Source organism: Bradyrhizobium sp. SZCCHNS3002 (assembly GCF_032377435.1).
GTDB lineage: Bacteria > Pseudomonadota > Alphaproteobacteria > Rhizobiales > Xanthobacteraceae > Bradyrhizobium.
The window spans coordinates 61,380-73,977 of the sequence record NZ_JAUHHY010000012.1; the positions used below are offsets into that span (position 1 = coordinate 61,380).

Here is a 12,598-nt window from a genome sequence, read left to right on the forward strand (position 1 = left end):
TCAGCGAATTCCAGATGAGAGCACGCGGCGGCCGCGGGCTTGCGGCTTGGCCGGTTGCGGCATGGCCGCCGGCGCCGTCGGAGCGCGGACCGCGGCGGCGCCCATCAGATCCTCGAGATCGCCCTGCTCCGGCTGCAACGGCGTCTCGCGCTCCTGCTCGAGCTTCAGCCAGATCGCATCCGGCAGGCCGCGAATGCCGTAGTTGTTCGCGGCGGTCTCGGCCTGGTTCATGGTGTCGAGCGCTTCGTTCGCCTGGCCGGGATCCTTCATCCAGGTCCAGATGTCGAAACCGCTCTTGCTCTTCTTGGCCTTGCGGTACTCGGCCGTGAGCTGCTTGAAGTACTCGTCATCAAGCCCGCGCGGAAACGAGACGTAGCCCTTGGTCAGCGGGTCGTCCTTGGCGAGATCGCGATATAGCGCCATCTTCAGAACCGAGGCGCCGAAGTTGAAGAAGCGGCCGGCCCATTTCAAGAGCTTGCCGGTTCGGTCGTTGCGCTCCTTCTTCACCCGCGCGATGCGCGGCGCCGAATCCTCGCCGCGGCCGCGCACCATGATCAGCTTCGAGCGCGGATGCCGCTTCGCCCAGCCCCAGACGTCCTCGGTCCAGGCGTTGCCGTCGATCGCGGCGCGGTCGATGCCGATGCGACGGCCGGCGGCGTTCGGCCAGGTCTGCTGCAGCAGCGCGTCGAGGCGTTGTCGCGTGGTCTCCTCGGAGATGTGGCCGGGGATCACGCCATAGTCGACGACGTAGCGGCGGAAATCACGGCCCCAGGCGACCGCCTGCCACTCGACGCGGTCGGCCTGGCAATCGATGCCGAGCGTAATGACCAGCCCGCCCCATGCGATCTGACCGCGGGCATAGGGCGATTCGGCGGCGCGATCGCGCAGCTTCTCCCAGGGCGGGGCTTCACCCTTGGCCTGATAGGCCTTGCCGCAGGTGTCGTTGAGGAAGGTCTGCTCGGCGGCGCTGTCGCCCCTGACGCGCAGCCACTCCATGGCGATGCGCGCCCAGGACTGCAGATAGCTGTAGGCCGACCAGATCCAGAACGAGCGGTGAAACCGCTTGGCCTTCGGATTGTGGGCGCGCCATTCCAGGCCGGCGAGCATCTGCGACCGATGATGCTCCTCGATCGGAAAGCCGCATTCGATGCAGGTGAAGTGCGCAGCTTGCGGATCGTCCGGGTCGAGCGTCGCCTGCATGTTCTCCCATTCGAGCACCTGCATTGCCTTGCACTGCGGACACGGAACGTAGGGATGCTCCTGGCTGCCCTGCTCGAAACTCTTGGTGATGCGGCAGCCGGGCATGACCAGCGGCGTCGACGTCTTCAGGATCTTGGCGAACTCGTCGGAGCGCGAGCGGTTGTCGGCCTGCATCTCCGGATCGCCGGCGGAATTCATCTCCCATTTGGCGAGATCGTCCTGCACCTGGCGCCGCATCGTCACCTGCGACAGCGACGCCGGCGAATTCGCCCCTGAGATCAGGATCGCGCCGAGGCCGTCGACGTGTTCCTTCATCAGGATCGAGTTGGCGCCGTCACGCGAGCCCGCGGGGAAGATGCGGTTGAGCGAGCTCGTGCCGCGCAGCATCGGCAGCAGCTTCAGCTTCGACCAGCGGACCGCGTTCTGCTCGGTCGGATGCGTGAACAGGAAGTCGCACGGGTCCATGTCCATCGAGCCGCCGACGAACACGTTGCCGACCACCGTCTTGCCGATCTGCGCTGAGCCGGCCAGCGTCACGACGCGGCAGGGGTCATCCGGCGACAGCGCGCGCAGGACCTCGTCGAAGTACGGGAAGAGGTTGCGGTTGTATGGACCCGGAAACGGTGACTCGCGCTTGGTGAAGACGATGTTCGCTTCCGCCCAGGCGAGATAGTCGACCACAGGCGGCGGCTCGATGGCCGCGGCCATCGCCTCCATCGCCAGGCGCTCGGCGTTCGCGATCTGGATGCACATCAGGCGGCTTCCGTCTCGTCCTCATCGGCGGCGTCGATTTCGAAATCGACCAGCGCCGGGATGGCGGTCGTCTCGGCGCGGAGGTCGGCCGCCGCGGCGGCGCGCACATCGCGAAATTTCGTGCGCAGCAGATGCAGCACGTCCCGCTGCGGGATCTTGAATTCGGCCGAGATGGCGGTTGCCATCTCCGACAACGCACCCTCGACCCTGGTGAGGAGTCCTGCCGTGGCCTTACCGACCATCGCGCGGGCGGCTACGGCGTCCGTCAGCAGCCCGGCATTCACCGCTTCCTGCCGTGCGCCCTCGCGGTTGGTGCGCTCAAGCTGCGCCAAGCGCTCGCGCTTGATCTTGTCCTCGAGCGTATCGGGCGCCGGCGGGCTTGGCGTGCCCTGTGGCGCGCCGGCGAGCGTCATTCCATCGAGCGGCGGCGGCGGCATCGCCGGCGCACTGGCGGCCGCCGCTGCTGGCTGTGGCGGCATCGGCGCCAGCCTGGTACCGAGCCCGTTGCCCGTCATCTGCATCGGGTCGAGGCGCCGCTGCAGCTGTTGGACCGCGATGCTCTCGCGGATCTGCGCCAGTCGCCCCTCGCCGACGATCGCCTCAGCCGTGATCTTCCCCTCAGACAGCCATTGCGACACCCGCCCCGGCGTCACTCCGCGGCGCCGGGCGAACTCGCCCTTGCTGATCACATCCGGATCGCCCGCGACATTCACTGTTGAGGCTCGTTTTTAGGCTGGCTCTTGAGCCCCGTTTAGGCTCTCAAATCCGGCTCCCACTGCCGAACCCGCGCGGTTCGAATTACTCGTGGGGGATTTTTGGCTGGAAGGACCCGCGGCCTTGGTGCGATGCGACATTGCGAGGTGATCGCGATCGTTTTGAAATTTTGTTTCAATCGAAGGAGAGGCGAGGCCATGCATGAGCTTTGTCATCAACACCCATGGCCCCGCCCCAAGTCCAGGGAGGAAACGCCCCAAGAAGGGCAGCGATAACGCGAAGCGCTACCGCACACCCTATACAAACAGAAACGCCGCCGACCTTGCGATCGACGGCGCTCCTGGACGACGAGGACTTCCGAATGGGCGCGCCGACTTGGGGCAACGCGCCTACCCATGCATGCAAAAGCCCGATGCATTGCTGCACCGGGCTTTTGTGTCAGCACGCGCGGGCTGACTACGCCTACTCGAACCGCGGTGGAGAGTGCCCGAAGGCTGCACAGCTCTCCGATTATGGCCGCTTGCCTCTGGTTCTTTCGCTATGGATTCTCATTGCGCGGCACACCAGCGCTTTAGCTGGCTGCGGCGGAAGCTGCTGCCTCCGGTCGAAGCGTGGGTGCGCGGTCGCATCTCACCCGGTCACCGCTTCGATCTGACCCTCATCGAGAACCACGGGGGTCACGCGCTTGAAGATGTCCAGCAAAACAGCGAGTCGGCCACGAGAGTCAAGCCGTTCGATTTGTCCACGGAAGGAAGCGAACGGGCCATCCACAACGCGGACGAGTTGCCCGGTCTTGAACAGCCGGCGCCGGCGGGCCACCGGCATCGCCGCGAGCGCTTCCAGTTCGCGCACCGACGCCATGTCGAGGACTGACTTCGTGCTATGCCGCACATGGCGCAGTTTCGAGACCGAAACCAGCCGATCCCCCGGCGCACACTCCGGCAGGGTCGCCTGCCAATCGCCGAACGTCAGCAGCCCCTCGACGCCTTCGAAGTGAAGCATCTCCGCGCAGATATCGTCGGTCATCATGTAGTCCGGAATGAAGATCAGCTGCGCGAACAGCGGCTCTGTGAAGTCGACCATCCGACCGCGCCGCATCCTCGTCTTACGCACCCGCGGACAATAGGCAGTGATGCCGCGGTCATCGAGCTTGCGCATCACCTTTGCTTCCTTGCCGGGCCAGGTCTGCAGCACGTACCAGAGCCGCGGCGTCCGCGGCTCGACAGGCTGCCGCTTTTCAACCAGGTCGACGATGCCGACCACTTCGCCAATTCGATAAGTCGTTACGTTCATCCTCGTCGTCTCCAACATCTCGTTTTCCCCTCGATTTGTTGGCCTTGCCATCACGCCTCACGCCCGTCCGGCCCCTGCCCGGGCCGTCATTCGGTTCCGACTGAGAGCCGAACAATCGATGCGGCAAATGTTCCGAACGAGAACATTTACCGAGAGATCATCAGAACAATCATCGTCAGAGCTTCATTCTTGATCCTTTCGAGGGTTTCGAGGGTTTTGCGAGAGTTTGTAGAGGGTTTGAGAACGCTGTTAGTTGAATAGAAAGAAAGGGATGCGCAGAAACTGCGAGGGTTGCGAGGGTTTTGCCGTCACATACGTGAGTCCTCTTCGCTGTCGCGCATTGCCGTTGCCACGCCGTCACCCCGCACCCCACATGCTCTCACGCGTATACGCGCGCGAAACCCTCGCAACCCTCGCAACGGTTTTGCAACTCATTGACATCGTTCGCCCCTTTCCCCCGCGAGAGTTTCCGGGCAACCCTCGCAAACCCTCGCAACCATCGGTTGCCCCACGGCAACAGCGTTGCTCATAAGCCTCAAATCTCCATCTCGCCGGAGGGCACGCGGCCCCAGCCGCCGACGGGCTCGTCCTGCGGCGGCGGCGCGTTGCTGTCGGTGACAGGCACGTCGACCAGCTTGACATCGACATAGCGGCGCACGCGGCCGGAATCGTCGCGCTTCAGCTTCTTCTTCATCGTCAGGCCGAAGCGTGTCTCCTGCATGGGCTTGATGGCGTTGGCCTCGCAGAAGGCGACGAAGTCCTTGTACATCTGGCGCGCTGTGACGCCTGGGCCGCCCGGATCGGGCACCACGTGCGCGATGACGAACCTGCCGCACGGGTCCATCTCCGCGAAGTGCTCCGCGGTGGTCTTGGCGACGTCGTCGGAGATCACGAGACCCGAATTCAGGAAGTCGAGCGCGCCGGCGATCAGCCAATTGAGAATGCCGGAGCCCTCCGCGACGATCTCCGACACCACGTCCTCGAAGTCGCGGTGCTTCTCCGTCGGGAGCGTCACGCTCCATTCGACGATGATCAGGCGGCGCTGCAGGCCGCCGTCGGCGCCGTCGAACTTCGGCTCGCCGTTGCCGCTCATATGCGGCTTCGCCGTCGGCTTGAACTCGAAATAGCCCTTGTACATGGTGCGGACGGGCCAGCGCTCGCCGCCGGTCAGCTTCTTGATCGTCTCCATCTTGAGCGGCGCGTCCTTCGGCAGCTCGGCGATGCGCAGGTAGCGCTTGGAGTAGCAGCGGGCGATGTCGGGCGTCGGTGCGCTCGGATTGATATGCGCGTCGCCGGAGACCGTCTCCGCCGGCACGCCGACCGCCAGGCCGTCGCCGAGCACGCGCGCGAGCACCTCGAGATAGACGCTCTTGCCGTTACCGCCGGTGCCGGTGTGGAACATCACGCGCTGCACCGGCTGCGCCGTGAGGCTCATGCCGGAATATTGCTGCACGGTGCGCCGCTTCTGCGGCTCCGGCTGGAACAGGTCGAGGAACGCGGCGAACTCGCGCGCGGTGGCACGCCTGTCGTAGGCGAAGGGGATCACGGCCGTGAGCATGTCAGCGCGATCGTGCCCAGGCGTGGCCTTGAGCCGGTACCGCACGCGACCCGTGACGGAATCGACCAGCGGCCGCTCGCCGTCGGGGTCGGGATTGTCGCCGTCGAGCACGGGCACGAAGCTCAGCGTATGCGTCAGCGTGGCGACCTTCAGCGGATCGGCGTTGAACGCATCGGGGTGCCGGCGCAGATGCGGCGCCGCGCATTTGAGCATGCCGGCGATGCGGCTGGCATTCTTGGTTGAGACGCCCCATTTGCGGCGGTCCGATCGCCGCTTCGAGAGCCCGGCGCTGGCGCGCTTGCCGGCCGCGATGCGCTCCTCGAGCTCCTCCATCCGGATCTTCAGCTCGAGGACGTTGTCGCCGTCGACGTCGAGCGACTTCAGCTCGCGCGCCGCGGCCTCGCCGGCTGCGATCGTGCGCGCCTCGTGCGGCGTCGCCTCGATGTAGGCCGCCTCGCACTTGATCAGGTCGCCAACACGCTGCCCGATCAGGTGCGCGAGCGCGGCGCCGCCGGCGAGGTCCCAATGCGTGCCGGTCCAGGCCAGCATCTGCCCGGCCTCGACGTCGTCTTCCTGGCGCACCAGCAGGTCCTGCCCGAAATAGGCCAGCAGCCGCTTGCCGTTGTCGACATCGGACTGGTCGAGGCCGGCGCAATAGCGAAACACCTCCGGGTCGATATCGACCGGCGGCACATCGCCGCCGTCATCATCGATCATCTCGCCGTCGTCCTCATCTTCGAGGGTTTGACCCTCGCCTGCTTCGCCCCCAAGGGGGGTGGGGGGCGAAGGGGAAGGCAAGGAAGGTGATGAGGAAGGCGAAGGTTCGAGGGTTTCAGAACCGGCCGGCTCCGCACCGGAGGAGAGAGGAATGCAGTCAGCCGCCCCGGGCGGCTGACTCTGCCACTGTTCGGCGCCGTTGTCGGCGCTGCCTTGCAGCGCCTCGGCTCCGAACGCAGCGGTGGCAAACTCACGCGGTCTCTTGCGGCCTTCCTTGATGCCGGCGGCGATCGCGGCCTTGACCTTCTTCGCGCCGAGCTCCCGCAGCAGCCCGGCGTCGAGCGCCGCCTGCTCCAGCGTCGCCTTGGCGAAGGCCTCGTTGATCGCCTCGGCGCCGATGATCTGGCCGGCGGCGCGCGCGGCCTGCTCAAGGCCGACGGCGCCGGGGATGCCGGCGCCAAGCTGCGCCAGCACCTCGTTCAACGCGGCCAACCCCGCCTGGCGCAGTGCCTCGCCGGCGAGCGGGCGCGCGTCGACGAAGGCCGGCGCGGAGTCGATCAGGGCGAGCACCTGTGAGGAGGTCATTGCAAGGGCATTCCAGGGGGAGTCAGGCGCGTGTCTTCCGCAGATGATGGATCGCCGCGAGCGCGGCTTGCACGGCGACGTGATCGTTCCAGACGCCATCGCGGAGGATGCGTTGAAGCGTAGCTGGATCGTCGTCGCCGTAGTCCTTGATCGCAGCCATGGCGCAGGCGCGCGCCAGCTCGGCGTCGGGCCCGATCCAAGGTCCGGGGTGCCGCTCGACAGCATCTGACGGGCCGACCGGACCTCCGGATATCGTATCCTTCGGATGGGCGAGGCTCTGGTTACGCGCGTCTCCAGGAGCCGGCATTTGCATCCCCCCAGCGCTGGGCTGGCCGTCAGAACTCCGGAGCTGGCTGTCAATTAACGCCAGCTTCCTCAGCATTTGATAGGCATCGTAGAACGCAGTTGAGCGATCCTCGCCGCGCTGCCCCGAGTGTGCGGCATCGAAAAGTCCGGCCTCACTCTGACGGCGGCTGCCGATCTGCTCCATGCATTCTTCGATCGCCGCCTTTCTGGAGCCGGCGAGCTGAGCTTTCAGGTTCTCCCAAGCCCGCCATGCGCGACCAGCATTCGCCTGCTCCTCCTCGAGCGCTTCCCTGAGGCTCACGAGTTCGGATCGAAGCGTGAGGACCTCCTCGAGCGTTGTCGCGAAGCATTGTTCACTCATCAATCCCCTCCCCCTGAAGCACATCATTGAAATCACACCCCGCCGGCGCGAACGCGATGCGGATCGTCCGGCCCTCGCGGGCGTGGCGCCTGGCTGCGCGGGTCATGGCGTAGCGCGTCAGCACGGGCTCAGAGTCGCCGTCGCCGAGCAGGATCAGCTCGGTGACCTCGTCCGGAATCGACAGGCCCGGCTCGCTCATGTCGGGCACCGGGCCCGGAACGCGGCGGGGATGGCCGTTCGGCATCTTGAGCGTCGGATGAGCGACCTTGTCGAGGTGCGGGCCGCCGAGGTTGCCGAGGTCGCCGGCGGCGACGAACATCACGCCGTCGAGGTTGCGACCCGACGCCTCGTAGGCCGTGAAGGCGGACAGCACCGTCTCGATGCCCTCGCCCATCACCGCGCACCAGGGCGTGGTGCGCGCCGGACGCACCAGGATGTAGGCGCCCGACTTGCTGCCCCGCATCTTCTTTGCCGGCAACCACGGCTCTTCGCCGGGGTGGTGCGGTCCGATGACGTCCGGATCGAGCAGCTTCAGCTTGCGCGGCGGAAATCCGCCATCGAGATAGGTCATATGCAGTCCGTAGAAATCGCCATCCGCGCGGATGAACTCACCCAGCATCGCAGGCCCGCGATGCAGCACGCGCGGGCTCTCGCGGCCGAACTCGTCCACCTCCTTGCCGTCGAAATAGGCCACGTTCGGATGGAAGCGCAGCCCTGGGCATGCGTCGGGAACGGCCAGCCCGCGCCCGATCAGGTAGTCGGCCGCCTGCGTCCCGTGTATGGCAACTGCCGCGCTCCACAGGGTCCACAACCGCTTGCGCTCATCCTCCCGATATCGGTCCGACTGTGCCTCGCGCTGCCGTCGCTTCTGCTCGATCTCGCGCGCGAGCCGCGCCGCGACCTCGGGATCGATCTCGCGCCGGCCGCCCAGCCGGTCGACGGCTGCGGTGAAACTCAGTCCCTCGACCTTCTGCACTAGCCGGATGACGTCGCCGCCATCGTTGCAGACGGCGCACGCCCAGCTCATACCGTCCTCGAACACCTCGAACCGACCGTTGCGCTTATTGCCGCCGCACATCGGGCATGGCCCAGCCAGCCGCTTGCCGGCCTTGCGCAGCTGGACGTATTGCGCAGCGACGTCGGCGATCGGATTGCGCGCCTTCAGGTCATCGAGCTCGGCGGGTGAGAGCAGGCTCATTCGGCGTCCATCTCCTCCGGCTCGATCTCACGTGCCGCCGCTGCCGCGGCGATCGCTTCCGCGTGCGCGACTGCGAGCAGGCGCATCTGGTTCATGCCGTCGATGCGCCGCTGCAGCTGCTCCTTGAGCGTGGCATCGCTCTCGATCGCATCGATCAGCCGGACGATCGCCGCGAAGTCGTCGCGCAGCGCGACCTGGTCAGGCATCGGCGCCTTGAGCAGTCCCGCCAGCACGCGCGCGTCCTGACTGATCTCGATACGTTCGGCTTCGTTGAAAGCCGTCTGCTGCATACGGGCGAGCGTGGATTTGCCGGGAGGTTTCATGGCGGAGGCCTTTATAGCTGATGAGCTGGGCACTGAGCCCGCGTCCGGTTTGCCTCGTCGTTCTCGCCGTAGTCGCAGTCCCCACATCGAACACAGTGATTGACGGGAACGGAGCACGCTCCGGCATAGGGACGCCCCTCATCATCGAGGAACGTGCATCCGCAATTGCATCCTCCGAAACTCTTCCACTCGTGCCGTCCGATCTCGACACAGGTCGCGCCGGCAGCCTGCCTCTCCAAGCGATCGACTTCGGCGCGAGCGCGCTCCAGCTGCTCCGCAAGGTTCATTGCTTCGCCTTCGTTTCCCGCCATCGCTTCACCTGCTCCAGCCTGCGCTCGCCGTAGACGACCAGCTCCGCCACTCCCGTCGCGATGTTGAGCCGCGCTACGTGCTCGACGGGCCCGAACTTGTCGGTCAGCACCGCGCCGGCCTTGATCGCGAGATCCTTCTTTGAGAGCGCGATGTCGAAATGCATCCAACTGGCGTTCTTCGCCTTGCCGATCGACAACTCCGGATGGCCCTGGATCCACTTGCGCTGTACGCCGATCGCGTCGACCATCGCGAGCAGCTCCTCGAGCGTGTCGGCCCACAGGTGACACATCACCATGTTGCCGAAGCGGTGCCGGACGTCGTCGACGTAGACGGTCATCGGCCTATTCGCCCCAGTAGGACATATCAGCAGCCGCAGCCTCTTCCGGGCTGTCACACGTCCCCAACGTCTCCTCGAAGTAGGTCGGAGCAGTCGCCGCCGCATATTCGGCCACCGCTTCACCTGGCCCCTCCTCGTCGTCGTCAAACTTCTCAAAGCCGGCATGCTCAACCATGTAGGCCACGAACCGCGCGCAGAACTCATCTTTCGTCAGCTTCTGACCACTCATGAGTCTCTCCCATTCTGTCTGGCGGCGACCGGCACCAGCCCGGCCGCATCGATCCATTCCCCGATCTTCTCAGCCGCCTGGCGCCGCGCGTCCTCGATCGAGTGCGCGGGGTGCCAGGGACGGGACGAGACGCTCGGCAGCATCAGGCGGAAGCAGGTCGGAGTGCGCGATGACGGGTCCGGCGTCGGCGCGATCTCGCCGACCTGGATCAGGCCGAGCATGATGCTCTCCCGTCCGGTCGAGAGCGGCTCGAAGGCCACGATCCCGTCATGCAGCTCGGTCGACATGCCCTGCCCCTCGCCCGGCGTCAGCGCTTCTTCGCCGTCTTCTTCGCGGCCTTCTTGGCCGAGGCGGCGCGATTGACGGGCTTGGTTGCCTTCGCGGCCTTTGCCGGCGTTGCCTTCCCCTTCGGCTTGCCCGCGGCCCTGCCGCCCTCGATCGGCGCCAGCTTCGGCTTCTTCACCGGCGGGCCGTCATAGCCCTTGGCGCGCAGCTGCGGCGGCAGCCAGCCGGTCGGCGGCACGTTCTCGATCGCGAAGGCGACGATCTCGGCCTTGCCGCCCTTCGCCTGCTGCCGCGCCAGGTCAGGCCCCAGCGCCTCCTCGATCGCCTTCAGCGACAGCGCCTTGCTGACGCCGGCGAAATAGTCCTTGGCGTCGAAGGCGCCGCGCGCCGCAGCGTTGAACGCCTTGGCGTCGATCGCGTTGACGATGACCTCGGCGCCGGCGGCGGGGTTCATGTGGTCGTATTGCGAATGCTGGAAATCCAGCGCGCTCGCCGCGAGCTGGGCCAGCAGCGTGATCCGCTCCGCCGGCTTCAGGTTCATGGCGAGGGGAAGCGCCCGCTTCATGTCCTCCGCGCCGAGCAGCCCGCGCTCGCCGCCACGGGCGCCGAGACCATTGACCGAGATCTTCACGCCGCAATTGCCGTAGCAGCCCACGGCCGCCAGCAGCACGGAGATGGCGAGCTGCTCGTCAAGCACCAGCGCCGTCGCCGCGGCTGTGGTGAGTTGGACCGACAGCCGGTGCAAAAGCGCCTGCGAAATCTCGTCATGGTCTGCATCCGCCGGCGCTGCGGGCTTGGTCGGGCTCGCCTGAGACTGGGCCGCAGTATGATCCGGCGCGCCGGCCGTCTCAGCCTTCACTTCGGGAGGCTTCTTGATGCCGTAGAGGACGACAAGGCCACCATCGACGACGTCGAGGATGCAACCGAGCTGCTTTTTCTTCTTGTCGTCAAAGCTGCGCGCGCGGACCGCAGCGGTGATCTCCGCCATCTCCCGCTCGATCGACAACTGCAGCTCTTCGGATTCGTTGTAGGAGAGATCCACGTCGTCGTCATCGAGCGCCTGGAGCTTTGCATCGAGAGCATCGAAGCGCTCCCTTTCGTCTCCCTCCCAAACCATGGACTTGAGTTCCGCAGCCGGCCAGAAGTTGGCGGCACGCGGCAGGTCCGACTTGATCTCGGCCCAGCCCCAGCCGGCCTCCAGCAGCTGATCGCATTTCGCGGCCAGCAGGTTCCGCGCCATCTGCTTCAACAGCGTCTCGTCGCTGATGATGTGAGAGAAGCCGAACAGGTCTTCCGTCACGATGCCGCCGGCGTCGCGATATGCCTGGGCGCCAACGAAGCCGAGCAGCTGCGCGACATCCTCATCGAGCGCATCGGCGCCGAGTTCCTTCTTGACGTAGCTCTCGAAGATCGTGCCGCCCTTGGAAAGCTTGTCAAAGGCCTTGTCCTGCGTCTTGTGGTCGAGCGCCAGCGTGAACGCCTTGGCGACATCGGCCTTTATGGTGCCATCGCGCCAGGCCTGCCGGATCTTGGGCGAGAGCCGGCCGAGCGCCAGCGCCTGGCGCACCTGCTTCTCGGTCAGGCCGTACTGCCGCGCGATCTCCTCGTTGGTCTTGCCGTGCGCCTCGAGCCGCGCGAACGCTTCGTACTGGTCGACCGGATGGAGCTGCTCGGCCGTGATCGCGGTTGCCAGCGAATATTCGAACGCCCTGGTCTCGTCGACCTCATGGATCGTGCAGTTGACCAGGAAGCCCGAGGTCTCGCCATGGATCAGGTGGAACGCTGCAAGCCGCCGGTTGCCGTTGGCGACGGAGTAGAAGCCGTCGTCCATTGGCTTGACGACGAGGTTCTCGATCTGGCCGTGCGCATGCAGGTTGGCGGCGAGCTCGGCCAGGCGCGCGTCGCGCCCGATCACGCGCGCGTTGATGCCCTCGCCGTCCTCATGTCCGAACTTCAGTTTGTTGAGTGGAATCTGCAGATCCATGGTGTTGCCCTCTCGTCCTTGTCGTCACGCTTTCATCGAACCGCCGTTGACAGAACCGGAGCACCTCCGCCGGCGGGAAGTCGGGATGCCCCCATGCCTTGCAGCGCACGCCGTACTCGATGAAGAGGATTCGGCCCTCCTCGTAGCGGTACTGTGCGGTCTCGACCTGCTTGGCGGCGCGCTTGGCCTGCGCTGCCTCGACGCGGAACATGTCCGGCTGCTGATCGCCCGCGTTGCGCCATCCCAGTCGTTTCAAGGCGCCGGCCGGCGTCTCGTTGAGGATCCGCTGCATGATCAGGTCGTGATCGAGCGCCCTGCCGGCTCGCGCATCGAGGAAGCCGAGGCGGAATGCCGGATGCTGGACGATCCGCACGAAGTCGCCGAGCGTCTGCGGCGTGTGGGTAATGATGCAATCGCTCTGCCCCGCGGTGCTCATGCATCGC

General features: G+C 65.9%; 12 protein-coding genes. All 12 read right to left on the reverse strand.

What is annotated here, in order from left to right; translation table 11 throughout:
- Positions 1-1,953 carry a phage terminase large subunit family protein gene (locus QW845_RS24235; RefSeq protein WP_315804046.1) on the reverse strand — a complete coding sequence of 651 codons (1,953 nt, stop codon included), beginning with the start codon at positions 1,951-1,953 and terminating at the stop codon, positions 1-3.
- Positions 1,953-2,642 (reverse strand): hypothetical protein, encoded by a 690-nt coding sequence (locus QW845_RS24240; RefSeq protein WP_315804047.1) that lies wholly within the window; start codon positions 2,640-2,642, stop codon positions 1,953-1,955. The genes QW845_RS24235 and QW845_RS24240 overlap by 1 nt, the downstream gene beginning before the upstream one ends.
- Before the next feature lie 655 nt (positions 2,643-3,297).
- Entirely contained in the window at positions 3,298-3,960 is a 663-nt protein-coding gene (locus tag QW845_RS24245) for a transcription termination/antitermination protein NusG (protein WP_315804048.1), read from the reverse strand.
- A 535-nt stretch (positions 3,961-4,495) separates the two neighbouring features.
- Entirely contained in the window at positions 4,496-6,820 is a 2,325-nt protein-coding gene (locus QW845_RS24250) for a phage/plasmid primase, P4 family (RefSeq protein WP_315804049.1), read from the reverse strand.
- 22 nt (positions 6,821-6,842) lie between these two features.
- Complete coding sequence (locus QW845_RS24255; protein WP_315804050.1) at positions 6,843-7,487, reverse strand: hypothetical protein; 645 nt, start codon at positions 7,485-7,487, stop codon at positions 6,843-6,845.
- Positions 7,480-8,685: a CHC2 zinc finger domain-containing protein gene (locus QW845_RS24260; RefSeq protein WP_315804051.1), complete on the reverse strand. Its 1,206-nt coding sequence runs from the start codon at positions 8,683-8,685 to the stop codon at positions 7,480-7,482. Before QW845_RS24260 ends, QW845_RS24255 begins: the two co-directional genes overlap by 8 nt.
- Positions 8,682-9,008, reverse strand: coding sequence for a hypothetical protein (locus tag QW845_RS24265; RefSeq protein ID WP_315804052.1), 327 nt, complete (start codon positions 9,006-9,008; stop codon positions 8,682-8,684). Before QW845_RS24265 ends, QW845_RS24260 begins: the two co-directional genes overlap by 4 nt.
- Positions 9,009-9,291: 283 nt before the next feature.
- Positions 9,292-9,657: a DUF4031 domain-containing protein gene (locus QW845_RS24270; protein WP_315804053.1), complete on the reverse strand. Its 366-nt coding sequence runs from the start codon at positions 9,655-9,657 to the stop codon at positions 9,292-9,294.
- A gap of 4 nt (positions 9,658-9,661) precedes the next feature.
- Positions 9,662-9,886, reverse strand: a complete 225-nt coding sequence (locus tag QW845_RS24275; protein ID WP_315804054.1) for a hypothetical protein — start codon at positions 9,884-9,886, stop codon at positions 9,662-9,664.
- Positions 9,883-10,173: a hypothetical protein gene (locus QW845_RS24280; protein WP_315804055.1), complete on the reverse strand. Its 291-nt coding sequence runs from the start codon at positions 10,171-10,173 to the stop codon at positions 9,883-9,885. The genes QW845_RS24275 and QW845_RS24280 overlap by 4 nt, the downstream gene beginning before the upstream one ends.
- A gap of 20 nt (positions 10,174-10,193) precedes the next feature.
- Entirely contained in the window at positions 10,194-12,155 is a 1,962-nt protein-coding gene (locus tag QW845_RS24285; protein ID WP_315804056.1) for a ParB/RepB/Spo0J family partition protein, read from the reverse strand.
- Positions 12,112-12,591 carry a hypothetical protein gene (locus QW845_RS24290; protein ID WP_315804057.1) on the reverse strand — a complete coding sequence of 160 codons (480 nt, stop codon included), beginning with the start codon at positions 12,589-12,591 and terminating at the stop codon, positions 12,112-12,114. Before QW845_RS24290 ends, QW845_RS24285 begins: the two co-directional genes overlap by 44 nt.
- Positions 12,592-12,598 lie beyond the last annotated feature (7 nt).

Bases quoted from the DNA above. Each gene is read 5' to 3' on its own strand.
- QW845_RS24285 (WP_315804056.1), bottom strand. From the start codon at position 12,155: ATGGATCTGCAGATTCCACTCAACAAACTGAAGTTCGGACATGAGGAC.
- QW845_RS24275 (WP_315804054.1), bottom strand. From the start codon at position 9,886: ATGAGTGGTCAGAAGCTGACGAAAGATGAGTTCTGCGCGCGGTTCGTG.
- QW845_RS24255 (WP_315804050.1), bottom strand. From the start codon at position 7,487: ATGAGTGAACAATGCTTCGCGACAACGCTCGAGGAGGTCCTCACGCTT.
- QW845_RS24260 (WP_315804051.1), bottom strand. From the start codon at position 8,685: ATGAGCCTGCTCTCACCCGCCGAGCTCGATGACCTGAAGGCGCGCAAT.
- QW845_RS24280 (WP_315804055.1), bottom strand. From the start codon at position 10,173: ATGTCGACCGAGCTGCATGACGGGATCGTGGCCTTCGAGCCGCTCTCG.
- QW845_RS24270 (WP_315804053.1), bottom strand. From the start codon at position 9,657: ATGACCGTCTACGTCGACGACGTCCGGCACCGCTTCGGCAACATGGTG.
- QW845_RS24265 (WP_315804052.1), bottom strand. From the start codon at position 9,008: ATGAAACCTCCCGGCAAATCCACGCTCGCCCGTATGCAGCAGACGGCT.
- QW845_RS24235 (WP_315804046.1), bottom strand. From the start codon at position 1,953: ATGTGCATCCAGATCGCGAACGCCGAGCGCCTGGCGATGGAGGCGATG.
- QW845_RS24245 (WP_315804048.1), bottom strand. From the start codon at position 3,960: ATGAACGTAACGACTTATCGAATTGGCGAAGTGGTCGGCATCGTCGAC.
- QW845_RS24250 (WP_315804049.1), bottom strand. From the start codon at position 6,820: ATGACCTCCTCACAGGTGCTCGCCCTGATCGACTCCGCGCCGGCCTTC.
- QW845_RS24290 (WP_315804057.1), bottom strand. From the start codon at position 12,591: ATGAGCACCGCGGGGCAGAGCGATTGCATCATTACCCACACGCCGCAG.